This window comes from Ectothiorhodospiraceae bacterium BW-2, from assembly GCA_008375315.1.
In the GTDB taxonomy this organism is placed as follows: domain Bacteria; phylum Pseudomonadota; class Gammaproteobacteria; order Thiohalomonadales; family Thiohalomonadaceae; genus BW-2.
On the sequence record CP032507.1, the window covers coordinates 937,894 to 963,497 of the forward strand.

Genomic DNA, 25,604 nt, shown 5'->3' on the forward strand with positions numbered 1-25,604 from the left:
GACCTACCCCCACCCCAATTTGGCCTTAAGTAACGAAAAATGGCTATGCTCCGCCGGATGGATGAGCCGAATCGAGGGGCTCTTTTTACGGATAATGAGCTGATCCCCCCGCTGTAGCTTCTCGTTCGCTTGGCCATCAATACTGACTTGGGTCTCGTTGCCGCACGCCCCCTTGATCACCATCTCGACAACCGAGTCGGCATCAATGACCACTGGCCGGTTCGAGAGGGTATGGGGGCAGATAGGTACCAGCACCATCGCATTAAGCTCCGGTTCGATGATTGGCCCCCCACCCGAGAGGGCATAGGCGGTCGAGCCGGTCGGGGTAGCGACAATCAGTCCATCAGCCCGCATGGTGGTGATATGGCTCGCGTCGATATAGATGTCGATTTCGATCATTCGCGCCACCTCCCGTTTATGAATCACCACATCATTAAAGCCGTTATAGGTGTAGCAGATCTTCCCCTCTCTGACGACCGAGCAGTGGAGCAAAAAGCGCTCCTCCTCTAGGTAGCGCCCCTCAAAAATCGCCTTAAGTTGTAGCTCCATCGTCGCCGGTGAGATATCGGTCAAAAAGCCGAGTCGCCCTAAATTGAGCCCTAGCAGGGCGATATTACGATACTCACACAGCGAGCGAGCCGCGCCTAGAAAGGTGCCATCTCCCCCCACCACAATCACTAAATCGCACTGCTCTCCCATCTGCACTCGACTCACGACCGTCAAGCCGTGATCACTCCAGACCTCGGCAGTGTCGCTATCTAGGACGACAGAGAGTTCACACCGTTGCAGGTAATCAACCAGTCGCTGTAGGGTAGTGCTAACTGTGGGGGCGGCAAATTTACCGATAATTCCGATACGGGAGAAGGGGTAGTTCATAACAACATTGGCTTTGGGAGTGGGCTGGTGGTCAGATATTGAGATCGGCAGAGAGTAAGATGGAGCGGGTGATGGGAATCGAACCCACGCTGGAAGCTTGGGAAGCTTCAGTTCTACCATTGAACTACACCCGCTAATCATGGAGCGGCGATTATACCCCAACTTTGACCAAAGCGTTATACCCTAGCGGATAATTTTATCGCCCTTGAGCCCCCTGCCGCGCTATCGCATAATGGATGCCTCTGTAACTTAACCACCATAAGGAACATCACTATCGTGACAACCCCCTCGACATTGCGACTACTCAGCCTTAGCCTCGTGACTCTGCTGCTCTCTCCTGCGGTAACGATCGCTAAGGATATGAACGGCTTTCACGCCACCTACGGCCCCGGCGTTAAAACCTGTAGCGACTACCGAGAGGCGAGAGCTCTCGGTGGCATCAGGCTCGATCTTTACCAAAATTTCGCCTTTGGCTACCTCGCCGCCTTTAACCTCATTAGTCCCCGAACCTATGATATTCTCGGCGTCCACAGCATGGGGGATGCGCTACTATGGGTGAGCGACTACTGTCGGGACAACCCAACAGAAAACTTTACCAATGCGCTAGCGATGTTAACGGTAGCCTACTACGATGAGCGCACCAACTTTAAGCGCTCTGACGGCTGGTTTGGTGAGTCGAGCAGTGCGAGAGAGAGCGCCCCTAGCACTTTAAACGATTAAACGCAAAAAGCCCGCACTGAGCGGGCTTTTCGGACGGCATCGCTTAACGCTTGGAGTACTGCGGCCGTTTACGAGCTTTATGCAGGCCGATCTTCTTGCGCTCCACTTGACGCGCATCTCGGGTCAGAAAACCGCTAGTCCGCAGTGCGGAGCGTAACTCCTCATTATCGGCCACTAAGGCGCGGGAGATAGCGTGACGAATCGCACCGGCCTGACCGGTAGTCCCGCCGCCGCTGACGGTAGCAACAATGTCGAGTTTATCGAGCATTTCGGTCTGCTCAAGGGGCTGCCTAACCACCATTCTGGAGGTTTCGCGGCCAAAGTAGGTATCAAGATCACGCCCATTGACGGTAATGGTACCGCTACCGGGAGTCAGATAGACACGAGCCGAGGAGCTTTTGCGCCTGCCAGTGCTGAGTTGACGAATATCTGCCATAGTTCTCTCTAAGATTGTCGGTTAATTAAATGTCGAGGGCGACAGGCTGTTGAGCCGCATGGTTATGCTCGGCACCTGAATAGACCTTAAGCTTGCGAAACATTGCCCGACCTAACGGGTTTTTAGGCAACATCCCCTTCACTGCGTGCTGAATGATCCGCTCCGGTGCCTTCTGTAGCTGCTTATCGAAGCTAATCTCCTTAATCCCGCCCGGAAAACCGGTGTGGTGGTAGTACATTTTATCGGTCGTTTTTTTGCCACTGACGCGAATTTTGGCGGCATTAACCACAATAATGTAGTCGCCGGTGTCAACATGCGGGGTGTACTCAGGCTTATGCTTGCCTCTGAGCCGTCGGGCGATTTCGGTAGCCAGACGCCCTAGTGTCTTCCCGTCGGCGTTGACCACATACCAGTCACGCTGTACTTGTTCTGCTTTCGCACTAAATGTTTTGGTTCCAATCATCTCTGGTTAAGTCTCTGGTTTCAGTTAATGGGGCTGGGCGTGGAAAAGAGCGCGGATTCTACAGAAACAGCGTGGCGCAGGCAACCCTTTTTCGGCATAATGGCCCGTTTTTACTGCCGGATAGACGCCAAAGTTATGGTCGAAATAGTCCTCTACGCTGCCCTCGGCGGCGCTGTCGCTGGTCTTTTAGCCGGTCTAATGGGTATCGGGGGGGGGCTCATTCTAGTGCCTCTGCTCATCTGGCTGTTTGAGCAGCAGTGGCCCGGCTATAGCGCCAATACCCACTTGGCCATCGGTACGACGCTGGCGACGATTATTCCAACCGCGCTCTCCTCGTCACTAGCCCACCATCGTCGCCGTAATATCGATTGGCAACAGGTACGCAGTCTGACCCCGTCGGTCATTGTCGGCACCCTGCTCGGCGCTCTGCTCGCCCACCACCTCTCCGGCAAGCTGCTACTCACGCTCTTTATCGGTTACCTAGTGACTATGGCGCTAAAGATGCTGTTTGAGGGTGACACTCATCCCCCCCCCCTCCCCAGCCCTCCCGCTAGCGCAGTCAGCAAGCTCGCCCATCGAGGCTGTGGCCTCCTGATCGGCTCAATCTCGGCGATGGTCGGCATCGGCGGTGGGACGCTTTCGGTCCCCTGTCTGCTCCATCGCGGCGTCACTATGCGTCGCGCTATCGGCACTTCGTCGTTTATCGGCCTGCCGCTGGCGCTCGCTGCGGCAACCGCTTACGCCGTCACCGGCCAGCAGCTAGCAGACCCTCCCCCCTATAGCACCGGCTACCTCTACTGGCCGCTATTTATCGCCATCAGCCCCCTCTCAGTCGCGACGGCGCCGCTAGGGAGCCGCCTTGCCCATCTGCTGCCGCTTCGGTGGTTAAAAAAAATTTTTGCGCTACTACTCATTTTCACCGCATTAAAAATGGTAACGGTGCCCTAATTTGCATACAATGGTTGCCATTGGTGGGAATTAGCCTATATTAGTCGCCTTCTGGCGGATATTGAAGTTCACTAGCAAGTTAAGAAGTTTACAATGGAGCAGCCCCGTTTTACCGAAAAGTTAAAGGCCTTTGGCCACTGGAAAGAGTCCCTGGTTGAGAGCATTAACCGCTACTCAGGTTGGCTTGACGAAAACGATATGGGCTCTCCGGAGGATGAGATTCGTATCGTTGAACTTATTGAGTCGCTACGAAGTGACAAGCTAACAGTCGCCTTTGTCGCTGAATTTGCCCGCGGCAAGACCGAACTGATTAATGCGATCTTCTTCTCTGAGTATGATCGCCGACTGTTACCGTCCGAAGCGGGGCGCACAACTATGTGCCCGACCGAACTCTTTTTCGATAACCAGTCGAATGAGGCCTATATTCGGCTCCTGCCGATTGAGACGCGCCTCAAAGATACCTCGTTCTCCGAGCTGCGCAAAGATGGTCTGCAGTGGACTAATATTCCGCTGCTCCTCGATAATGCCGATGATATGGCTGAGGCGTTTAAGGAGATTGTCAAAACCAAAAAGGTCTCTATTGACGAGGCCCGAAACCTTGGCCTCTATAGCGATGATGAGGCGGAGCTCCATCGGCGGCAGGGCGGAGGGACGCTCAGCGAGATCGATGTGCCGCAGTGGCGTCATGCGCTGATAAGTTTCCCCCACCCGCTCCTGAAACAGGGGCTGGTGATTCTCGATACCCCCGGACTGAACGCCCTCGGTAGCGAACCGGAGCTGACCCTCAGTATGCTGCCTAGCGCCCAAGCGGTGCTGTTTATTCTGGCTGCCGATACTGGCGTGACCAAATCGGATCTCGATATGTGGAATCTCAATGTCAAACCGGTGCGCAAGGATAACCCCGACGGCCTGATTGTCGTGCTCAATAAAATCGACACCCTGTGGGATGAGCTAAAGAGCGAAGAGGCGATTAGCACCACCATCGATAGGCAGCGGCAGGAGGCTGCCCGAACGCTAGGCATCGACATTAATACCGTCTTCCCCGCCTCAGCACAGAAGGCGCTGCTAGCCAAAATTCGCCACGACGATACGCTGCTAAAGCGAAGCAATATTCTGACACTAGAGGATATTCTAGCCAACACTATCGTACCGGCACAGCAGGAGCTGGTGCGAACCCATATTCAGGCTGAAATCGGCTCCATGGTCAAAGAGTCCCACGCCATGCTGGTCGAACGGCTTAACGACACCAAGCGCCAGCTCAACGAACTGGTCGGTCTCAGTGGTAAGAATACCCAAGTGATTGAGCATTTAATGCAGAAGACCCGTGAAGAGCAGGTCGCCTACCATAAAAACCTAGAGGAGTTTAACAGCAACAAAAAGCTGCTCTCAGAGCAGAATCAGGAGCTGTTAAAGCGGCTTAGCCTCACCAAACTCGATGAGCTAGTCTCGAAGAGCCGCAGCAATATGACCGAAACTTGGACAACCATCGGCCTCAAAAAGAGTATGCACACCTTCTTTGACGGCGTAAACACCATGTTCGATGAGGTCGCCGAGTACTCCGAGCAGCTTAACCGGCTAGTGACAACGCTCTACCATAAGTTCCACACCGAACACAATATTCCCGAGATGGAGCCGACACTCTTCGATCCGGCCAAATATCGCACTGAATTAGATAAACTCAACGAAGAGGCGGAGAACTTTATCGACAGTCCGGTCACCGTCATGACCGAACAGTCGTTTGTGATTAAAAAGTTCTTTATCTCGCTAGTTAGCCATGCCCGTAACATCTTCTTTAAAGCCCACCGCGACGCCGAGGGGTGGCATAAAGAGGCGCTCGCGCCGTTAGTTAAACAGATCAAAGAGCGCAAAGGGCAGATGGAGTCGCGGCTAGAGAATCTGCGTAAGGTGAGCCAATCCCACGAAACGCTACAAGAGCAGATGGAGCGCCTAAAGCGCGAGGGGATGGAGCAGAAGAGGCGCTACGAGGAGATTCACGCTATCTACAAAGCGATCTATCAGCCGCCAAAGTAGCCCTCTGCCCACAAACCCCACTGCCATACGCCGATAGCGATAACGCTCAGGCCGGCAAAACGGACGACTCTCGGGCGGCGAAGCCACTGCTGCAACCCCCCAGCTACCGCCCCCATCGCCACCAAATTAGGCACGGTTCCTAAACCGAAACTGGCCATCAGTAGCGCCCCGTTCATGGCGCTACCGCTTGAGAGCGCCCAAATGAGTACCGTATAGACTAACCCGCACGGGATCCAGCCCCAAACGGCTCCGGCAATTAGCCCCTGCCCGACCGATCTGACCGGCAAAAGTCGCTGCGCCGCCGGCTGTAGCCGCCGCCACACCCCCCACTCCCCCGCCTGTTCCAGTCGTAACAGGAACCAACGCCACCAACCGGCCAGATAGAGCCCTAGCAGAATCATAAAGCTACCGGCCACCGCATGGAGCCACAACTGCCACTGATGTAGCTGATCCAGCGGTAGCAGCCAACCGCCAATCCCCCCCATCATCGCCCCAGCGACACTATAGCTCCCCACTCTGCCGCTATTGTAGGCAAGTAGAATCAGCCCGTAGGTCGAGGTCGATTTCGACTCAATCCCCAGCCCCAGTGTCGCCACAATCGCGCCACACATCCCGATGCAGTGTACCCCACCGAGTAACCCCGCCATAAAGGCCGCCAGATAGCTCCACTCAACCACGACTCAGCGCCCCTCTTCCAAACAGACTCTGCCAAGGCTGCAAACGCTGTAACAGCAGCAGCCCCGGGAGGGCAATCAGGGCACAAAAGATAAAGAACTCAGCCCAGCCGACCCACTCCACCAGATAACCGGTCGGTGCTGCCACAACCACTCGCGGAATCCCCATTAGGCTACTTAACAGCGCATATTGAGTCGCGGTAAAGCGGCGATTAGTCAAGCTAGCCATATAGGCGATATAGGCGGCGGTTCCCATACCCGCAGAGAGGTTCTCAAACGCAATGACCGCCGCGAGCCAGAGGGTATCGGCACCGGTGACCACTAAGATGGCAAAACAGGCGGTGGAGAGGGCCTGCAAAATCCCAAATCCCCACAGCGAACGCCCGATCCCCCAGCGAAGCAAGATAAGCCCCCCTAACAGCCCTCCGGCAATCGTGGCCCAAAAACCGAAGAGTTTAACTACCGTGCCAATATCGGTCTTAGTGAAGCCGATATCGAGATAGAACGGGGTCGTCATCGCCGCAGCCATGGTATCACCGACCTTATAGAGCAGAATAAATAGCAGTATTAGCCACGCCCCCTCGCGACCAAAATAGTCCCGAAAGGGCTCTATCACCGCTTCAGAGAGCGTCTGCGGCTGACCTGCGACCATCTGCGGCTCCCGACAGAGCAGCGTCGTTACCAACCCCACCGCCATGGAGGCGGCCATCAACAGATAGACGATTGCGAAGGGGAAGCTATCGGCCAGAATTAGGCCGCCACTGCCGGCTAACAACATCCCAACCCGATAGCCGTTAACATAGAGCGCTGAGCCGAGCCCCAACTCCTCATCACGCAGATCCTCCCGTCGATAGGCATCGACCACAATATCTTGACTCGCCGAGAAGAGGGTCACCCAAAAGGCGACGACAGCCACCAGCCATGGGCTAGCCACCGGATTAGTCAGCCCCAACAAGGCGATGGCCAGCGTTAAGATGAGCTGAATGAGCAGCAACCAGCCGCGGCGGCGCCCGAGCAGCGGCAGCGTAAAGCGATCTAGCAGCGGTGCCCAGAGAAATTTGAGGGTATAGGGGAGTCCGACTAGCGCAAACAGCCCGATGACCGATAGATCGACCCCCTCCTCATGCATCCACGCCTGTAGTACCGAACCGGTTAACAGCAGCGGCAAGCCACACGCAAACCCCATGAAAAAGGCGACCGCCATTCTCCAACTCAGAACTCCCCGCCACCACGCCCCCACGACACCACTCTGCTGCTCTGTCACCCTATCCACTCAACACGATCCCGTTAGACAAAAACCCCGCTTGCCCATGATAGCGGGCAAGCGGGGAGTCACCACCTTCCAAAGGTATCAGTATTGCGCTAACAGACTACTCAAACGGCGTCGGCGCGGGTGTTGCATCGGTTGACGGGGGCAGGATCGGCAGCGCAAACGAGGGCTGCTCACCAGTGAGGCTCTTTAGAAAAGCGACAATCTGGCCATTCTCTTCACTCGTAAAGGTTCTACCGAGCTGTAGTCGTCCCATCACATCGACCGCTTCGGTCAGCGTCTCCGCTTCACCGTCATGGAAATAGGGGTAGGTTAGCTCAACATTACGCAGTGTCGGCACCTTAAATTTAAACCGATCGGCATCTTTACCAGTCACCGCACTCAACCCTTCGGCAGAGTTGTTGGTCTGATAGGGCTGAATTAACCCCATCTTCTGAAACGAGTTACCGCCGGCAGCCGGGCCATTGTGGCAAGCGACACAGCCACTATTTTTGAACAGTTGATACCCCGCTAGCTCCTCTGCTGTGAGCTGGTCACTCTCCCCGAGTAGCCAGAGATCAAAGGGGGAGTTAGGGGTGACCAGCGTCTTTTCAAACTCGGCAATCGCCTGCGTGACGCGATCGATGCTAATTCGATCATCGCCGAAGACCTGTTTAAATTCAGTTACATAACCTGGAATGGAGGCGATAACCTCAACAGCTAGCGTATGATTAGAGGCCATCTCACCTGGGTTGGCGATAGGGCCACCGGCCTGCTCTTTCAGATCAGCTGCACGGCCATCCCAAAATTGGGCCACATTCATACTAGAGTTAAGGACAGTCGGTGAGTTAATCGGCCCCTGCTGCCAGCCATGACCGATGGAGGTCTTCAAGTTATCGGTTCCACCCATGGAGAGATTGTGGCAGGAGTTGCAGGAGATAAAACCCGATTTGGAGAGACGGGGATCAAAATAGAGCTTTTTGCCCAGCTCAACCTGAGCTAAGTTGATCTCCTGTACCGGACGGATAGGATCAATCGGCTCGGCGGCAGAGGCGGCCATTGAGGTCGCTAAAGTAGCCCCAAGTAGAGACAATTTAAATATATTTTTCAGCAACATAGATATAACTTCCTATAACAAAATAGCAGATTGAATGAAGCACTACTTTAGCATAACTTTGTGACTCTGATAACCCGATTATCAGTTATTTCTTATTTACTAATTATGGCAATGGCCGCTTGTCACCAAGAAAAGAGCCCGCCCCATTGAAACCCTCACGTTATGCTATAGACTATAGGGCGACAGATAACCTACTGACAATGGAGCAATAACTCAATGAGTGACACCAAAACTTGTAAACTACTCATTTTAGGCTCCGGCCCTGCCGGATACACTGCGGCGCTCTATGCTGCCCGTGCCAATCTTAACCCGGTACTCATCACCGGACTGCAACAGGGGGGGCAGTTAACCACCACGACCGAAGTCGATAACTGGCCCGGTGGTAGCGAGGGGTTGCAGGGGCCGGCGCTAATGCAGGAGATGGAGGCGCACGCCCGCCGCTTCCATACCGACATTATCTTTGACCACATCCACAGCGCCGATCTCTCCTCCCGCCCCTTTAAGCTGATCGGTGACAGCGGCAGTTACCTGTGTGAGGCGTTAATTATTGCCACCGGTGCCTCGGCCCTCTATTTAGGGTTGGAGTCAGAAGAGAAGTTCAAGGGGCGCGGCGTCTCTGGCTGCGCAACCTGTGACGGCTTCTTCTATCGTGGTCAAAAGGTCGCCGTCGTTGGCGGCGGCAATACAGCCGTTGAAGAGGCGCTCTACCTCTCCAATATCGCCGAACATGTCACCGTTATCCATCGCCGCGACAAATTTCGCTGCGAAAAGATTCTCGCCGACCAGCTACTAGAGAAGGCAAAAAATGGCAATGTCACCATTGAGTGGAACCATGAGGTCGATGAGATCCTCGGGGATAGTAGCGGGGTTACCGGGGTGCGGATTAAAGATAGTCAGGCAGGCTCGACGAAGGAGTTAGCGCTGACCGGACTATTTATCGCCATCGGCCATCGACCTAACACCGAGCTATTTGCCGGCCAGTTAGAGCTCGAAGGGGGCTATATTAGGGTTAAATCGGGCACCGCCGGTCGTGCGACCGCCACCTCGGTGGCCGGTGTCTTTGCCGCCGGCGATGTCGCCGACCCTATCTACCGTCAGGCGATTACCTCCTCCGGCTCTGGCTGTATGGCAGCACTCGATGCCGAACGCTTTTTGGAGAACAATCCGCTCTAAACCGGCTCCCCTCCACAAGCGCCAGGGGGGACTACCCCCCTGTATTATTGGCGGCTAGTGCCATAAAATCGGCAAACGGACACGGCTTAGCTTTATAGTAGCCCTGCTGAATATCGATACCTAGATCGGTTACCAGCCGTAGCTGCTCGGCCGTCTCCACCCCCTCCACGACCGTCTTTAACCCCAATGAGGTTGAGATATTGACAAACGCCCTCACCAGCTCAGTCGATGAGTGCTCCTCTAACAGGTGATCAATAAAGAGCTTATCGAGCTTAATCTCTGCAATCGGTAGCTGCCCTAAGCGCTCAAAATTGGAAAATCCAGTACCAAAATCGTCTAGCGAGAAGGTGTAACCGGCGATAATCAGCCGCCCCATATTCGCAAGAATCGTGATGTCGTGATCGTAGATCTCATCCTCAGTGATCTCAAAACAGATACGGCTAGGCGGGATGGCATACTTCTCAAAAATCGCCATCGCGTTACGATAAAACTGCGGATTTTTCAGATCGTTAACGCCAATGTTAATCGAAAAGGTTAGAGAGAGGTTGAGATCAATAATAGTGGCAATATATTGGGCGCTCCTCTCAAAAATCTGATAGGTAAAGCGGGTACCCGCCTGACTCGATTTGATGGTAGGAATAAAGAAAAAGGGCGAGACAACCTGCCCGTTATCGGGATCGATCACCCGTGCTAGCGCCTCGGCACCGACCACATAGTCGCCACGGCACGACCACTTCGCCTGAAAAAAGACATCGACATTATCGAGAATCTGCTCCACCGAATATTGCTTGATGGTGCTATCGATCGACTTAGGTCTAGGTTGCTCGGTAAAACGGGATTTAGCGACCGCCTTGGCTAACTCTAGCAGGTTGACCGGCTTCATAATCGCCTCGACTACATTGAGACGGGAGTGAAACTTAAGCAGCTTGCGCAGCACCCGAATGAGCTGCTCATTGCAGCCGCTACAGACAATAATCGGGAATTTGCCGTGAATTTCGTTCACAAAGGAGAGAAAATCGAACCCATCCTCCTCCGGCATATCGAGATCACAGATAACTAGATCACACTCCCCCGATTGCAATATCGCTCTAGCGGTACTCAATGAGTGGTGGGTATCGATGTCGTGAAAACCCATTTTCGGCAACTGTCCCTTAAAGTAGCCCAAAATCAGTGGATCATCATCAATAACCACTACTCTGGAGTGGTGCTTGTCTGCCCCCAGCCTGTTATCCATGCTTAACACCTAAAAAATTGCGAACCGAGTATGTTAAAGCGGCAAGTATAACCCATTCGAACCGAAAAAAATAAAAATTTGCCCCCACTGCCCCCCCCCAGCATTAAAGAGTACTGATTCAAGTGTAACAATGGTGTAAAATTATCACTTCCTGTTTCTAACCACTGTACAAAGGGCATACAGACCATGCGTTTAACCAATAAGGCTAGCCTTTCGGCCATCGTGCTGATTACCCTGTTAATGGTTGTGCTGCTAGTGGTGAGCCTCATCGCTTTTCGTCAATTTTCGATTCACACCGCCGAGTCGCACGCCCAGAGTGTCGCCGAAGTGGTTCGAGTTAGCATGACTGAGGCGATGATTAATGGCGTCATTCAGCACCGCTCCAGCTTCTTAGAGCGAATGCAGGAGGTCAAAGGGTTAAACGATGTCTATCTGGTGCGCGGTCAACATGTTGTTGCCCAATATGGCGCGGGGCTAGCGAGTGAGCGAGCGGTCGATGATATCGATCGCCAAGTCCTGCTCACCGGTCAAGCGGTCTCGACCATTATCGATGAGCAGGGCATGTCGCCCACATTCCGCACCACCATCCCCTATATCGCCTCTAGCGAGGGCGAGCCGAACTGCCTTAACTGCCACCAGGTTAAAAATGGTGATGTTCTCGGCGCGGTCACCATTACCCTGTCGGTCGGGCAACAGAAGGAGCGCGCACTGCTGACCATTACCATTATCACCCTCTGTATCGGCCTGTTTGCGGCGATTATTCTGTTTATCATTGGCCGCCTCATTCGCCCCATCACCCGCACCACCAGTGATATTCAGGCCGGCGTCAAGGCCGCTATTAGCGGTGACTTTCAGTATCGAGTTGAGGTTCGCAGTAACGATGAGATTGGAGAGATCGCCAACCAGTTTAACCAACTGACCAGCCACTTAGAGCAGGGGTTAAATACGATTCGTAACAATGTCGCCCAGCTAATTCAGTGTAACTTAGTGGATAGAAATAACCACAATAACCTACTCAATAGTACCATTAGCATGGTCGATGGTCTCATCGATGCCTCCCACTTCAAACAGGCGATTGAGGAGGATGAGTCGAAACTAGAGGTTTACTACCGCCTAGCGCGAGTGATTGAGGAGGAGCATAAGTTCTCTAACTACTCCATCTACGAAGTCACTCACAACGGCAGCCGCCTAGAACCGATTGTGGTCAATGGCGATCAAGATGCTAACGGCTGCCACTGGTGTAACCCCAATGTGCTGGTTCGCTCCGAAATCTGCCGAGCCCGTCGTACCGGCCATACCATCGACTCCAGCGAATACCCCGGTATCTGTAACGCCTTCGCCCCCCCAGAAGATGGCCAAGAGTATGTCCACACCTGTATTCCAGTGATTCAGTCGGGCACCGTCGGTAGCGTAGTGCAGCTAATTGAAGTGGCGGCACAGCTCCCTAGACTGCGCGAAAATACCACCATGCTCTATGTCTATCTACGCGAGGCGGCACCGGTGATTGAAGCGAAACGGCTCATGGATACTCTACGCGAATCGACCCTCATCGATCCGATGACCGGTCTAAATAACCGCCGTTTTCTGGAGGAGTATAGTGATACCATTATCGCCACGGCGAATCGTCGTCAAAGCAGAGTCTCAGTCCTCATGCTCGATTTAGACTACTTTAAAAAGGTCAACGATACCTATGGCCACGACGCCGGTGATAAGGTGCTTAAAGCATTAGCACAGATCTTCCGTAACTCGGTTCGCGCCTCCGATCTGGTCATTCGTTATGGGGGCGAGGAGTTTATTATTCTGCTCCAAGACTCCAATAGCGATATGGGCGAGCAGGTGGCCGAAAAGGTTCGTGCTAATGTCGAAGCGCATCTCTTTACCATCCCCGGTGCGGAGCTAAAAAAGACCATCTCAGTCGGTGTCGCCGACTTTCCTGACGATTCGGATACCTTCTGGCAGACGATTAAGTTTGCCGATGTCGCCCTCTATCAGGCGAAAGATCAGGGTCGAAACCGAGTGGTTCGATTTACCAAAGAGATGTGGCAGAACCAAGATTACTAATTGTAGCTGTTGACATATCAGGTTCCCACCGCAACACAACGCCCCTCTCGGCGGCTGTTGCCCCATAGCCTGCCGCCGTCACAATCCCACATAGCTGCACCAGTTCGCCATCTAGGTAGAGCAGCGGAATCGACCAGCGCTGCCATGGCGGCACTCCATGACGCGCATAGATCTTCTTGAGCGCCACTCGCCCCATCCCCTCTCCTAGCGAGATCGCCTCCCCGCCGCGGCGCCAGCGTAACTCCACCGTCTGCGCCTGCTTTAGTTTTGTCAGTGCTACCCCAACCCCTAGCTGTTGCCAACAGATGAGCCCCCCCCTTTGAGACGGTAGCACTATCCTATCTGGCAGGGTAAGAGTCAGCGCCAGCCGTAGCGGTGGGTAGTTTAGCGGACAGCAGCTCTCCTCCTGCGCGGCAACCCACCAGAGCAAATGCCGATAGCGGCGCACACTCCCATGCGTAAGCGTCAGCTTTGGCATCGCATCACCCCGCGCCATAATGACCTGCTGCTCAAGCAGCTCAAGCTGCTGCCGCGATAGCCTCTCCGCGGCTAGCTGCTGTAGCCAGTGGCGTAATAGCTGCCACCGTCGTGGCCGCGATAGCGCCATTAACCGCTCTATCTGTAGCTGCTGCCGCGCCCGACACTCGGCCCAATCACGCTCGGCTACCTGCTGCAAAATCGACTCACTATCAGCCATATTGGCGGCGGTGCGGCTTAAGAGCGACTCAATCGCCCCATAGCGCTGAGTTAACTCCGGCAGTAGTTGATGGCGAATATAGTTGCGCTCAAAGTCGCACTGAGCGTTGCTCGGATCCTCACTCCAGTGTAGCTGCTGCTCTGCGGCATAGCGATCAATGGTCGGCTTCTCCAACAGCAGCCACGGCCTTAACAGCCGTAACCCCTGCCACTGAGAGTCGGGACGCATGGCAACGAGCCCTGTCACACCCGCCCCCCGAAACAGCCGTAGTAGCACCGTCTCGGCCTGATCCCGACGGTGGTGAGCGGTCAATAGCGCTGTCTCTGGCGGCGTATGCTCAGCAAATGCCCGATAACGCGCCTCCCTTGCCGCCGCCTCCACCCCTCTACCGGCTAGCTGCGGCTTGACAGTGACCACCGTCAGCGGAATGTGCCACGACTCACACTGCTGTCGGCACGCCGCCGCCCACTGGTCGGCCTGCGGTTGGAGTTGGTGGTTAACATGAATCGCCTGTAGCGATACTAGCTCACCACGCCGATAGAGCTGTTTTAGGGCATACAGCAGTGCAGTAGAGTCCACCCCGCCACTGTAAGCGACCATGACGGCCGAGACCCCAAACTGCTGCAAGGTAGCACTAAGCTGCCGCTCCGGTAAGGGGAGAGAGCAGGCGTCACTCCTCTTCAAACTGGCCAAAAGCCATTAAGCGTTGGTAGCGCTGTTCAACTAGCTCATCGACAGAGAGCGATCTCAAGTCGGCCAGACTCTGTAGCAGCGCCTGCTTCACCCGACTCACCGTTAACTCGACATCGCGGTGGGCACCGCCTAATGGCTCGTCAATCACCCTATCGATCAGCCCTAACTCCAACAATCGACCCGAGGTGATCCCCAGCGCCTCAGCCGCATCGGAGGCCTTATCGGCACTCTTCCACAAAATCGACGCGCACCCCTCTGGAGAGATCACCGAGTAGGTACTGTACTGTAGCATCATTACCCGATCCCCCACGCCGACCGCTAACGCCCCCCCCGAGCCCCCCTCACCGGTCACAGTACAGATCACGGGCGTTCTCAGCTTCGCCATCTCATAGAGATTACGGGCAATCGCCTCAGACTGCCCCCGCTCCTCGGCACCGACGCCGGGATAGGCGCCGGGGGTATCGATCAAGGTAACGACCGGCAGCGAGAACTTCTCTGCCAGTTTCATGAGTCGCAGCGCCTTACGATACCCCTCGGGACGAGGCATACCGAAATTACGATAGACATTGTCGCGAGTATCACGCCCCTTCTGATGGCCGATAACCATCACCGGCTCCCCCTCTAGCCGCCCCATACCACCAATAATGGAGGGATCATCGGCGTAGGCTCTATCGCCATGCAGTTCGGTAAAGTCGGTCAGCATCGCGGTCATATAGTCGAGACTGTAGGGGCGTAGCGGATGGCGTGCGAGCTGCGATACCTGCCACGGCGACAGGTTTTTGAAAATTGATTCGGTCAAAGAGCGACTCTTCTCCTGTAGCCGCGATAGCTCCTCGGCGAGATTGACCTCAGCATCGTCACCCACATAGCGTAGCTCTTCAATTTTGGCCTCCAGCTCCGCAATCGGCTGTTCAAAATCAAGAAATTTCAAATCCATAGAACCATTAGCACCCGTTATTGACCCCAAAACGGGGCGATTCTACCAGTTTCGGAGCCAAAGCGGCTACCCCCGCCGCGAATCGAACGCCTCTCGTAGCGCCTCGCCGATAAAGATGAGTAGCAAAAGGGTGCCGACCAACACGGCAAAAGTGGTGATTGATAGCCACCAAGCGGCGATATTCTCCTTCCCTTGGGCCAGTAGCTCCCCTAGGCTGGGGGTCGAAGGCGGCACGCCAATTCCCAGAAAATCGAGACTGGTGAGCGCCAAAATCGCCCCGCTAATGCGAAACGGTAGAAAAGTAACCACCGGTGTCATCGCATTAGGCAGCAGGTGACGCCACATAATGGTATGGTTGGCCACCCCTAGCGCTCTAGCGGCAGTCACATAGTCGAGATTGCGACTGCGCAAAAACTCCGCCCGCACATAGTCGGCTAGCCCCATCCAGCCAAATAGGCTCAGTAGCACAATGAGCAGCGTCACACTCGGGTTGAAGATAGAGGCGAAGATAATAAGTAGATAGAGTTCTGGCATGGAGCTCCAGATCTCGATCAGCCGCTGGCTGATCAGATCGATCTTACCGCCAAAGTAGCCCTGCACCGCCCCAGCGATAATGCCGATCACCACCCCAATGGCGGTCAGAACCAGCGCAAACATAACCGAGAGTCGAAAGCCATAAATAAGCCGCGCTAACACATCCCGCCCCCGATCATCGGTTCCTAACCAGTTATCGGCTGACGGGGGAGCGGGGTTGGCCAGCTCACTTTGGTAGTTAATCGTATCGTAGCTGTAGCGATTGAGTGGGTAGAGAATCCAGTTATCGGGATTGGTTTGAATCAGCTCGATCACATAGGGGTCGAGATAGTCCGCTTCAGTGGCAAACTCGCCCCCAAAGGTCGTCTCAGGGTAGCTCACCCAGAGCGGAAAGTAGAGCTGCTGCTGATAGTGAATCAGCAGCGGCTTATCGTTAGAGAGCAGTTCTGCAAACAGACTCAGACCGAACAGCAGCGCAAATAGCCACAGACTGATATAGCCACGGCGGTTGCGTTTAAAGCGCAACCACGCCCGCTGACCGGCCGAAAGGGAGCCTGTCCGCTGCGACACCGCTACAGATCGCTCTCCATGACAATATAACCACAAGGGCACTCGTTCGCGCACAAGCCACACCCTTTGCAGTAGTCGTAGTCGAATAGATAGGGGGCGTGTCCTGGCGTTGGATCTTTGAGCACCGCCATATCGGGACAGAGAGTCCAGCAGTTATCGCAGTGGATACAGCTACCGCACGAGAGGCAGCGCTCCGCCTCTGTTTTCGCCTGATGTTCGGTTAAACCCTGCTCGATCTCAATACACCCTTTCAGCCGCTCGGCAACCGCTAAAGTCTCAACCTCGACCCGAGCTGCCGACTCAAAGTAGTGAAAGTTAAGCCTAGGTGCCGCAATCACCGCCGGTTCAGCTCCCACCGTCGCCTCCGATAGCTGCCGCAGGTATCGATCCATCGCTAGTGCGGTACGACGGCCATAACCGACCGCTTCGGTCACCGTTCCGCAGTCAGGGGCCATATCTCCCCCGGCGAAGAGGTTATCAAATCCCTTAACTCGCCCATCGCTCTGCAGCGCTATACGGCCATTGGTCAACGGCAGCAGTTCAATACCCGCCATATCGATCTGCTGCCCTATCGCCGGAATCACCATATCGACATGGAGTACCGTCTCCGTCCCCTCAAAGGCGACCCGACGGTAACCACTAGCGGCGGAGTGGAGCTTGCGCATGTGCACCATCTCAATTCCTACCACCCGCTCACCACGCAAAATCAGCCGCCGAATACCGCGATTAGGGTGAATCTGCACCCCCTCCTCCAGCGCTTGGCTCACCTCTCGTGCAATTGCCGACATCACCTGCGCCTCGCCACTATCGGGCAGCGATTGATCGGTAATAATGTGGACATCTTGACCGCCGGAGCGGCGCATAATTCGCGCCATATCGATAGCGGTATTGCCGCCACCGATAATCGCCACACTGGCGGCATCGGGGGTGTTACCGACATCCATCCACGCTTTGAGCATATCGATACCGCTATGCAGATCGCGCGGGGTGACCCCATCGACACTCCACTCGGTCGGCTGCTGTAACCCTAAGGCTAGATAGACGGCGGCAAAGTCGTCACATAACTTATCGAGCTGTAGCGTCTCGCCCAACCGCTCATGGGGGTGAAACAGAATGCCATCGCAGCGTAAAATGCGCTCCACCTCCTGATTGAGAACCGACCGCGGCAGTCGATAGTGGGGCAGTGCCGATAGCAGCGTCCCCCCCGCCTCGGGGGCGGCATCGAAGATATCGACCCGATACCCCAAACGGCGCAGATGGTAGGCGGCACTGAGGCCGGAGGGGCCGGCACCGACTACCGCCACGGCACCACTGCCGTTAAGCGGTGGCATCGCTTCCAGCTCCCACCCCTGCTCTAGCGCCAAATCGCCTAAATAGCGCTCCATGTGGTGAATGGCCAGCGGCTGATCAAACTCACCCCGATTACAGGCCGACTCGCACGGATGGTGACAGACCCGCCCCGTGACCGCCGGTAGCGGATTGACCGCGACAATCGCCTGCCAAGCCGCCTCAAAGCGCCCCTCATCCACCAATCCGAGCCATAACCTAGCATTTTCACCGGCCGGACAGGCGTGGTGACACGGCGCACTCGATTCACGATAGTGCGGCTTCTCAATCCGCCAAGTACCGGTATGGTAGTTTAACGAAGTTGCCGGATTAGCATATCCGCCACGAATAAATCTCTGCATACTGTTGCTCCTTATGCCCAGCGTTGTCCGCCACGGTGAATCGTATCTGCCCCCTCACTATCGAGCGCATCACGCCCCTCACCGCGCAGGCCATAGACCTCAATGTTGTGATCAGCAAGCGCCTGTAGGTGCTCTAACTCCTCATCAGCCCACTCGCTCTTGGCAAATAGGTGGCGAAAACGGTTCTGCGCCTTTAGATACTCCGCCACCGGTCGCACCTGCCGTAACGGCATCGCTCCAGTCAGCGCCCCCCGCTCCAGCTCAATCAGAGGAAACAGACCACTTTGCACCGCCAATCGCCCGACTTCAATACTCTTGTCCCCCTCATGGCCCCAGCCTAGTGGACAGGGGGAGTGGATCTGCAAGAAGGTCGGCCCCTCAATCGCTAACGCCCGCCGCACCTTTTTGCGTACATCGGAGGGGTAGGCGACCGAAGCGGTTGCTGCGTAGGGGATATGGTGCGCCGCAACAATCGAAATAATATCCTTTTTCAGGTGTCGTTTACCCATTCTCGCCTTTCCGGGCGGTGAGGTGGTCGTCATCGCCGCGTGGGGAGTCGAGCTCGACCGCTGAATGCCGGTGTTCATGTAGGCCTCGTTATCGAAGCAGACATAGAGCACATTGTGACCCCGCTCTAGCAGTCCCGACAGCGCCTGAAAGCCAATATCAAAAGTGCCACCATCCCCCGCAAAGGCGACAACCTTAGTGTTGCGCCCCTGCGCCTTAAGCGCCGCCTCCATCCCTGAGGCAATCGCACCGGTATTCTCAAATAGAGAGTGGAACCACGGTACCCGCCAAGCCGACTCTGGCCACGGGGTGGTAAATATCTCCAGACAGCCGGTCGCATTCGCGACCATAATATCGGGGCCGGTCGATTCGCTCACTAATCTAACCGCCAGCGCTTGACCACACCCTAAACAGGCGCGATGGCCCGACTCTAGCGCCGAAAATCGCCCCTGACGCCTACGAAGCGCCTGCACATCCACACTCACTGCGGTCGAACTTATCTCACTCATGCTCAACTCCTATTGATCTTCGGGGCTTAATTTGTCGCTATCGATAGCAAAAATTTCAAACGCGACCGGTTCGGTCGCCCCCTCCACCCGCGCTAGCAGATCGGCTACGGTAGAGATTGGAATATCACGCCCGCCAAGACCGATAGCAAAGCTATGAATTAACGGCATCGCCGCGCTACCGGCTAGCGCCGCTCGTAACTCAGCGGTGACAATCCCCCCACTCCCTAACGAGAGCGCCCGCTCCACCACAATCAGCCGCTTCAGACCGGCACAGGCCTCTTTTAGCGCCGCAATCGGAAAGGGGCGGAAGCTGCGCAACCGAATTAGGCGTACCTCATCGAGCGCCTGCTCTACGATCGCATCATAAAAAGTACCGGTCGCTGAACCGAGCACTAACAGCCCCGTCTCGCCGTCGGGATTGAGCTCCACCTTTACTAAGCCGCCATAGCCTCGTCCGGTGGCTGTCTGCCACTCGTTATCGACCCTCTCGATCACCTCGGCCGCTTTCAGCAGCGCCTGATGGTGCGAGTAACGCGCTTCGGAGTAGATATCGGGAGCCACCAACGCCCCAGCACTCATCGGCTGCTGCGAAGTGAGCGTGCGGCTAAACTGAAACGGGGGCAAAAAGAGATCGACCTGCTCCACTGAGGGGATATCGATCGCCTCCAGCGTATGGGTCAGCGTAAAGCCATCAACACAGACCATCACCGGTAGTTCGCACTCCTCGGCAATTTTATAGGCCTGAATGGTGGTATCGACCGCCTCTTGGTTATCGCCACAGTAGAGCTGAATCCAACCGGCATCACGCACCGCCATCGAATCTTGCTGATCGTTCCATATCGATAGCGGTGCCGAAACGGCCCGATTCGCACAGGTCATCACCAGCGGAATACGCATGCCGGCGATATTAAACAGCACCTCGCTCATTAACAAAATCCCCTGCGAGGCGCTAGCGGTATAAGCACGAGAGCCGGCAGCAACCGCCCCTAAGGCCACCGAAGCGGCACTAAACTCACTCTCAACGCTCACATATTCGCACTGCAACTTATCGTTAGCCACCAGCTTGGCCAAATTTTCCACGATATGGGTCTGCGGAGTAATCGGGTAGGCGGCAATCACCTGTGGACGGCAGAGCGCCACCGCTTCCGCGAGCGCCTGAGACCCCTCTAATGCCTTAATCATGCTGCCTCTCCCTGCTGTTTAGTAGCCCAAAGACCGGCCGGCACTAACTGCCGCGCCTCGCTAATCAGTATCTGGTTCTTCTCTAACACCGGCCCCTTAAAACGACTCTCCAGTACCTTGAGTAGTGAGTCGGGCGGTAATATCTCTGTTAGCGCATTAAATGCCGCTAGCAGCGCCGTATTCGGCACCGGACGCCCAAGATGGGTCTTCGCCAGTTCGGTAGCTGCAATCGCGATCACCTGTCGCTGTAGCTGTGCCGATAACTGCTCGCTCGACTCGGTCGAGTTGATTAAAATCGCCCCCTCCGGCTTGAGTCCATCTAAGACCCCCGGTACATGTAGCAGCGCCTGGTCTTGAATAATCAGATAGTCGGGGGTGACCACCTGATTGCGCCGTTTGAGCGGTTCGGCGGTTATTCTGACAAAGGCGACTACCGGCGCCCCTCTGCGTTCGGCACCAAAGGCGGGAAATGCCTGGCCATAACGCCCCTCGTGAATAGCGGCAGTGGCTAGCAGATAGGCCGCCACCACATTCCCCTGCCCACCGCGACCATGAATGCGTACTTCAATCATCAAAACTCCTCTGGAAAACAGCCCTGTGGAAAGCCTGATAACGCTATCGTTGGGTAACCACTCCCGCCGCCCTGCCTCCCCTAGCACTGTAGGGAATGGGAGGGTCGGTAGGCAGATGACTACTAAATTGAAAGCGACAGTATAGCGCTAAAGTGTGACATTATCGTGATCATTGCTGCCGAAGATCAACCCGTTCTAGGGCAACAAACTTGTGATTTTGATCAAACACCAACCGAAACAGCCCGTGCACCCCATCGTGACCGATAAATGGCTGCAACCGGTTCGCTGGAAACTCAACCTTTCGCCCATCTAACGAGTGAGCTAGCACGGTGCGAACACCGGTATAGTACTTCACCATCTCGTCTTTATCTATAGAGAGATTAAAATAGATAGCACTGTTCATGACTCAAAATGTCGCTTACACTAAACCCTTTAAGTTACCTGACAGATACCGTTTTAACATGAAAAAACTGGCATTAACACTCCTTTTTCTGCTGCTACTAGCAGCCATTATCCCCTTTACCCTACCACTAAAGGAGGGCAAGCCCCTGCTGCAGTGGGATCAGCTCCAAACCCCACAACTCAAGCTCCCCCCCCTGCCCGACCTCTCCCTCACCGAGAGCGACAGCCCCGAGCACACCGTCACTAGCTATAAGTGGCAAGACGCCGCAGGCAACTGGCACCTAAGCGATGCCCCACCGGTAAGTGGCGATTATACCGCCGTCACGGTCAATCCGAACACCAATATTATCGCCGCCCCCGAACCGGCCGCCCCCACCCCTCGCCAGCCCCCCGCCCCAAATCGCGCCCCAGAGCCGCACAACGACTCCCCCACGCCGACTCTCAACCCCGCCGCCACCCTAACTCGCGGCCAAGAGGTCATGGAGCAGGCTCGCCAACTAGAGCAGACGCTACAGCAGCGACAACAGCAGCTCGATCAGCCGTTTTAACCCCCCCTTTTTTTGGGCCGCGCCACAAACAGCGGTTGACTTAACGCCAACTGACGATTACCATTAGCGCCACTTTTGTGAAGTGACTAGGAGAGATGGCCGAGAGGCTGAAGGCGCTCCCCTGCTAAGGGAGTGTGGGCTTTATCTCCCACCGAGGGTTCGAATCCCTCTCTCTCCGCCATTTTAAGAAAAATACAACAACAAAAACAATCACTTAGACTAAAGACCGTGTTTTTAGTCCCCCCTCTAGTCCCCATATCCTCTTATTCTAACAGCTTCGGCTCGAACTGTACTTCAGAAACTATTTAGCCAGTCGCATGAGCTGAAGGCGGATATTAAACAGCAGTTGGCGGTGTTGATGTTTAAAAAGTAAATGAGAGTCTATCTTGATAACTGCGTCTTTAACAATCAATACCTTCGCCAAAATGATTCTTTAGGCGACCTTTCTTCCCCCAAATCCCCCAACCAAACTCTGTCCCGTAAGTTCAATTAACCCACTACTCGGCAAAAAATAGTCAGTAATTTGATGCGTTTAAAAAATATCCAATAAACATATTACGACATATTTTTTGTTTCTTAAACTTGCTGTGGCATATAGCGCTATGGTACTCTTTATCAAGTTAATTTAATGTCCCTCTAAAAAAGGATTACAACTTTGATAGGTAAATTTCTTAAAAACATATTAAACAGCCCCCCTAAAGAGATTCGGATCAAAGATAATCGCACTATTGAGAATTTTATTCACCTAAATCAGCAGCGACTGCAACGCGCTATGTCGATGTTAAAGCCTAAGCAGGCGATTGTGATCGATCTAATTCCGCTACTGTTTGAAAATAATCAACCGACTTGGCCCGGATATATAGGCAACGATGTCCCGTGTGGAATAAGCTATTTTCAGCGTGATGAGCGCCTGTTGGATAAAGCGAAAAACCTCTTTGGCCCCTGCCGCTTTGTTGAAGCGAAAGAGCGGCCCCTTTGGGCGCTCTATGCGATGGGGAGTATCGGTACAATTGCTCATACCCCTGGTAGTGATTTCGATTTTTTACTGCTACACGATCCGGCTCTCTCAGAGGTAGAGTTAAAACTGTTACAGAAGAAGGCGACAGCCATTGAGACCTATGCGGTACAGAGTGATATTGAAGTACACTTTTTCTTAATTAATCCGGCCAAAATGCGTCGTGGTGAGATGAATGCACTTAGCAGCGAAAGCAGCGGTTCGGCTCAGTTTAGACTGTTACTAGATGAAATCTATCGCACACTGGTGGTTTTTAGTGGTCGTTGGCCGGCATGGTGGCTAATCGCGCCTGAGCTAGAAGAGCGCTACGATGAGGAGTTGGCCTACTATCAGCAGGCCCGTTATTACCGTGATCGGTTTGTCGATTTGGGGGCATTACCCTCTGTGGGGAGAGAGGAGTATTTTGGTGGGGTGATTTGGCAGTTTGTTAAGGCGATTAGCTCTCCTTACAAATCGATTATCAAACTGACCCTAATTGAGTCCTATGTGGCAAATCAGACCGAACTACCGGTACTTAGCCGACAGTTTAAACAGCGAGTTTACAGCGGTGTAACCGATGTTGATGAGGTCGATCCATACCGAATGTTATCGCAACATCTGGAGAGTTACCTTCAGTACGACAGTGAACCTCATCGTCTGCTGACCCTGAGGCGTGCCTTCTATCTAAAAAATGGCCTAAGTCGTATGCCGGGAAAAATCCAACCGCAGTGGAAGATCGATCTACACCAAAAACTGATGGCTGATTGGGGCTGGAATAGTGACGCGATTAAGCAGATAGAGCAGAGACAGATCTGGAGCCTGCAACTATTGATTGAGGAGCGGTGCTTGATTAATCGTACGTTAAGCGACTGTTACACTCAGCTAGCACAATTTTTACACCATAGGACGCAGGATATCTTTATCACTGAAGCGGATATGACCCAAATTGGGCGCAAACTATTCGCCTTTTATGAGCGTAAAGCGCATAAAATTGAGTTAATTCGCTTTACTGTTGGCCACCCGTTAGCACACGATAAGCTGTCACTGCATGAAGAGATTGACGATGCAGGTATCATCTCCTGGGGATTTTACAGCGGTTATGTAGGAGAACCGGAACCAGAACATCCACAGCTAATACGCCGTTTCGCTTTTTTAGTAGAGGGGTTAGTCTGGTGCTACAGTAACGCAATTTGGACTGAATCGACCCAAATTAACCTTTTCTATACTCGGGCGGTGATATCGCAACAGGAGATTCAGCAGTTCGGGAAGCTATTACGGCAGCACTTTACTATCGAAAAGTTTAATATTCCGCCGATAGAGCGTTTTGCTGACCCTAACCGTATTGCCTCACAGCGCTGGTTTATCCACTTAGCGCAAAAGAGGAGCATTGGCTTCGATCCCTCTCTCTGTCAGGGAGAGGGATTAGGGAGAGAGCCGCTCTGCTTTAGCATCAGACGCCAGCTACTTTTAGTTCGGTTTGATTGGGTTTATACCACCGAATATGGTGAGCTGTTTCACTACCCCTATCAGGGCGGAGAGGGATTAGCGCAGGCGATAGAGAACTACTTTAACTGGTTTACTATGGTAAAAAGTGGTTGTCAGCTACCGATTCTAGTCCATTTTTCATCCTTTGACGGCGATTTAGGGAAGCTGCTAGCGCAGCGACTTGAGCAGCTCTTTACTACGACTACGGAAACCTTTTTTGGAGCGACTCGTCTTAACGATGGTACGCTTCAGCTCTGGATTGCGATCGGGCCACAGTGGTTACTATTACGGCATTGTCTCGGCTCTCTGATGGAGGTTGAAACTTATGCAAATGACAGAGAGGTAGTGCAGACGATGTCACGCCAAAGTCCGAGTACCACCCGTTTCGATGCTCCGGCCCGTTATCTGCACCCGTTGGCTGTTATCTATAGCGAACAGAGATTAGGTGAAGTGGTACTAGTGGTACAGCCACTAAGCGGTGATGGTGGAGCGATTTGGATTGTGGATGAGGAGGGGCAACTCTACCATCAGTTAGTTAAACATCAGCTACAGCAAGAGTCTCTGGCTATCTATTACTTTTTACAACTAGCAGCACGACGGCTCAATGCGCTAACTCAACAAGAGCAGCCGAGAGTGATCAAATTGCTCAAATATAAATTAAAGCGTGACAAAAGTTACTGCTACCATCTACTTCCATTGAAACTAAAAGAGGAGAGCACGCAGCCACCTCTGTCGCTACTAGTCGAGGTGGGAGAGAGTCAACCGATTTTAGCCGTTGCGGTTAATCAACAGCTCTACTCGGAGCAGAAACAGGGGGCGGCTTGGCCAAAATTGGCGCGGCAACGGTGGCAGCAAGCCGGTGGCTGCGGTACTATCCATATCAATGGCCTCCGTTTGAGGCAATCGGTTACCATAGCGCGACTGTTACGCTATCGACAGAAGATAACCCGTCTGCTGCTCTCATCCTGAACTTACCGGAGCAATTGACCGTTGCTTGATTTATGTTCAACAATCTCTATAATCATGTGTTATCAGAAGCGGATACAGCATAGCGCATTGGGCGGATTAGTGCAGATCGTGCGGCGTTGGGAGAGAGAGGCGAGAACGCTGCCAAAAACAGGCTGGCACGGTTGTTCGACCCTGATATCGATCGGCTCACGCCGTACCGACAGATGAAGGCGACTTGCAAGCGCGGACTAACCGCCACGGCTCAACTAGGACTCCAGTTGCTCGCCCGCAAGGGTGTTATCAACGGAGAGCGAATGACCGAAAAACGGCTATGAGCAACTTTGTTTAGGTTTTTA

General features: G+C 54.1%; 23 protein-coding genes and 2 tRNA genes. 9 read left to right on the plus strand and 16 right to left on the minus strand.

Features of this window, described 5'->3' with window-relative positions; genetic code table 11:
* Window positions 1–3: 3 nt before the first annotated feature.
* Window positions 4–876 carry an NAD(+) kinase gene (locus D5085_04355; protein QEP42437.1) on the minus strand — a complete coding sequence of 291 codons (873 nt, stop codon included), beginning with the start codon at window positions 874–876 and terminating at the stop codon, window positions 4–6.
* Between the two features lie 60 nt (window positions 877–936).
* Window positions 937–1,010 (minus strand) — tRNA-Gly (locus D5085_04360).
* A gap of 226 nt (window positions 1,011–1,236) precedes the next feature.
* Here D5085_04360 and D5085_04365 point away from each other — a divergent pair.
* Window positions 1,237–1,596 (plus strand): hypothetical protein, encoded by a 360-nt coding sequence (locus D5085_04365; protein QEP42438.1) that lies wholly within the window; start codon window positions 1,237–1,239, stop codon window positions 1,594–1,596.
* A gap of 43 nt (window positions 1,597–1,639) precedes the next feature.
* Here D5085_04365 and D5085_04370 read toward each other — a convergent pair whose 3' ends face one another.
* Window positions 1,640–2,032 carry a 30S ribosomal protein S9 gene (locus D5085_04370; protein ID QEP42439.1) on the minus strand — a complete coding sequence of 131 codons (393 nt, stop codon included), beginning with the start codon at window positions 2,030–2,032 and terminating at the stop codon, window positions 1,640–1,642.
* Window positions 2,033–2,057: 25 nt separating this feature from the next.
* Entirely contained in the window at window positions 2,058–2,495 is a 438-nt protein-coding gene (locus D5085_04375; GenBank protein ID QEP42440.1) for a 50S ribosomal protein L13, read from the minus strand.
* 27 nt (window positions 2,496–2,522) lie between these two features.
* Here D5085_04375 and D5085_04380 point away from each other — a divergent pair, with 27 nt between their 5' ends.
* Both D5085_04380 and D5085_04385 read left to right on the plus strand, forming a co-directional pair.
* Window positions 2,523–3,443: a sulfite exporter TauE/SafE family protein gene (locus D5085_04380; GenBank protein QEP42441.1), complete on the plus strand. Its 921-nt coding sequence runs from the start codon at window positions 2,523–2,525 to the stop codon at window positions 3,441–3,443.
* Between the two features lie 93 nt (window positions 3,444–3,536).
* Window positions 3,537–5,474: a hypothetical protein gene (locus tag D5085_04385; protein QEP42442.1), complete on the plus strand. Its 1,938-nt coding sequence runs from the start codon at window positions 3,537–3,539 to the stop codon at window positions 5,472–5,474.
* On the opposite strand, the gene D5085_04390 is transcribed toward D5085_04385, so the two are convergent.
* The 3 genes from D5085_04390 to D5085_04400 all read right to left on the minus strand — a co-directional run bounded on the left by D5085_04390 (window position 5,459) and on the right by D5085_04400 (window position 8,514).
* Window positions 5,459–6,121 carry a sulfite exporter TauE/SafE family protein gene (locus tag D5085_04390; GenBank protein ID QEP45052.1) on the minus strand — a complete coding sequence of 221 codons (663 nt, stop codon included), beginning with the start codon at window positions 6,119–6,121 and terminating at the stop codon, window positions 5,459–5,461. The two genes, D5085_04385 and D5085_04390, sit on opposite strands and share 16 nt — an antisense overlap.
* 22 nt (window positions 6,122–6,143) lie before the next feature.
* Window positions 6,144–7,352, minus strand: coding sequence for an MFS transporter (locus D5085_04395; GenBank protein QEP42443.1), 1,209 nt, complete (start codon window positions 7,350–7,352; stop codon window positions 6,144–6,146).
* Window positions 7,353–7,518: 166 nt separating this feature from the next.
* Window positions 7,519–8,514, minus strand: coding sequence for a cytochrome-c peroxidase (locus tag D5085_04400; GenBank protein ID QEP42444.1), 996 nt, complete (start codon window positions 8,512–8,514; stop codon window positions 7,519–7,521).
* Between the two features lie 216 nt (window positions 8,515–8,730).
* Here D5085_04400 and trxB point away from each other — a divergent pair, with 216 nt between their 5' ends.
* Entirely contained in the window at window positions 8,731–9,687 is a 957-nt protein-coding gene (gene trxB / locus D5085_04405; GenBank protein ID QEP42445.1) for a thioredoxin-disulfide reductase, read from the plus strand.
* A gap of 31 nt (window positions 9,688–9,718) precedes the next feature.
* Here trxB and D5085_04410 read toward each other — a convergent pair whose 3' ends face one another.
* The gene (locus D5085_04410; GenBank protein QEP42446.1) at window positions 9,719–10,921 is read right to left on the minus strand and encodes an EAL domain-containing protein; all 1,203 of its coding nucleotides are present in this window, start codon (window positions 10,919–10,921) and stop codon (window positions 9,719–9,721) included.
* A 186-nt stretch (window positions 10,922–11,107) separates the two neighbouring features.
* On the opposite strand from D5085_04410, the gene D5085_04415 reads away from it, so the two are divergent.
* Window positions 11,108–12,982: a diguanylate cyclase gene (locus D5085_04415; GenBank protein QEP42447.1), complete on the plus strand. Its 1,875-nt coding sequence runs from the start codon at window positions 11,108–11,110 to the stop codon at window positions 12,980–12,982.
* Here D5085_04415 and tilS read toward each other — a convergent pair.
* The 8 genes from tilS to D5085_04455 all read right to left on the minus strand — a co-directional run bounded on the left by tilS (window position 12,948) and on the right by D5085_04455 (window position 21,274).
* Window positions 12,948–14,306 carry a tRNA lysidine(34) synthetase TilS gene (gene tilS / locus D5085_04420; GenBank protein QEP42448.1) on the minus strand — a complete coding sequence of 453 codons (1,359 nt, stop codon included), beginning with the start codon at window positions 14,304–14,306 and terminating at the stop codon, window positions 12,948–12,950. The genes D5085_04415 and tilS overlap by 35 nt on opposite strands.
* A gap of 43 nt (window positions 14,307–14,349) precedes the next feature.
* Window positions 14,350–15,309 (minus strand): acetyl-CoA carboxylase carboxyltransferase subunit alpha, encoded by a 960-nt coding sequence (locus D5085_04425; GenBank protein ID QEP42449.1) that lies wholly within the window; start codon window positions 15,307–15,309, stop codon window positions 14,350–14,352.
* 66 nt (window positions 15,310–15,375) lie between these two features.
* A complete protein-coding gene (locus tag D5085_04430) occupies window positions 15,376–16,413 on the minus strand; it encodes an ABC transporter permease (GenBank protein ID QEP42450.1) in 1,038 nt (345 codons plus the stop codon).
* A gap of 2 nt (window positions 16,414–16,415) precedes the next feature.
* Window positions 16,416–18,101 (minus strand): glutamate synthase, encoded by a 1,686-nt coding sequence (locus D5085_04435; protein QEP42451.1) that lies wholly within the window; start codon window positions 18,099–18,101, stop codon window positions 16,416–16,418.
* 11 nt (window positions 18,102–18,112) lie between these two features.
* Complete coding sequence (locus D5085_04440) at window positions 18,113–19,117, minus strand: pyruvate ferredoxin oxidoreductase (protein ID QEP42452.1); 1,005 nt, start codon at window positions 19,115–19,117, stop codon at window positions 18,113–18,115.
* Between the two features lie 9 nt (window positions 19,118–19,126).
* Entirely contained in the window at window positions 19,127–20,299 is a 1,173-nt protein-coding gene (gene porA / locus D5085_04445; protein ID QEP42453.1) for a pyruvate ferredoxin oxidoreductase, read from the minus strand.
* Complete coding sequence (locus tag D5085_04450) at window positions 20,296–20,871, minus strand: pyruvate oxidoreductase subunit gamma (GenBank protein QEP42454.1); 576 nt, start codon at window positions 20,869–20,871, stop codon at window positions 20,296–20,298. The genes porA and D5085_04450 overlap by 4 nt, the downstream gene beginning before the upstream one ends.
* A 169-nt stretch (window positions 20,872–21,040) precedes the next feature.
* Window positions 21,041–21,274 carry a DUF2835 family protein gene (locus D5085_04455; protein QEP42455.1) on the minus strand — a complete coding sequence of 78 codons (234 nt, stop codon included), beginning with the start codon at window positions 21,272–21,274 and terminating at the stop codon, window positions 21,041–21,043.
* Here D5085_04455 and D5085_04460 point away from each other — a divergent pair.
* The 4 genes from D5085_04460 (at window position 21,273) to D5085_04475 (ending at window position 25,583) form a co-directional block, all read left to right on the plus strand.
* Window positions 21,273–21,821, plus strand: a complete 549-nt coding sequence (locus tag D5085_04460; protein QEP42456.1) for a hypothetical protein — start codon at window positions 21,273–21,275, stop codon at window positions 21,819–21,821. The genes D5085_04455 and D5085_04460 overlap by 2 nt on opposite strands.
* 89 nt (window positions 21,822–21,910) lie before the next feature.
* Window positions 21,911–22,002: transfer RNA gene (locus D5085_04465), tRNA-Ser, on the plus strand.
* A 474-nt stretch (window positions 22,003–22,476) separates the two neighbouring features.
* Entirely contained in the window at window positions 22,477–25,269 is a 2,793-nt protein-coding gene (locus tag D5085_04470; protein QEP42457.1) for a hypothetical protein, read from the plus strand.
* A gap of 116 nt (window positions 25,270–25,385) precedes the next feature.
* Window positions 25,386–25,583: a hypothetical protein gene (locus tag D5085_04475; GenBank protein ID QEP42458.1), complete on the plus strand. Its 198-nt coding sequence runs from the start codon at window positions 25,386–25,388 to the stop codon at window positions 25,581–25,583.
* The last annotated feature ends 21 nt before the right edge of the window (window positions 25,584–25,604 follow it).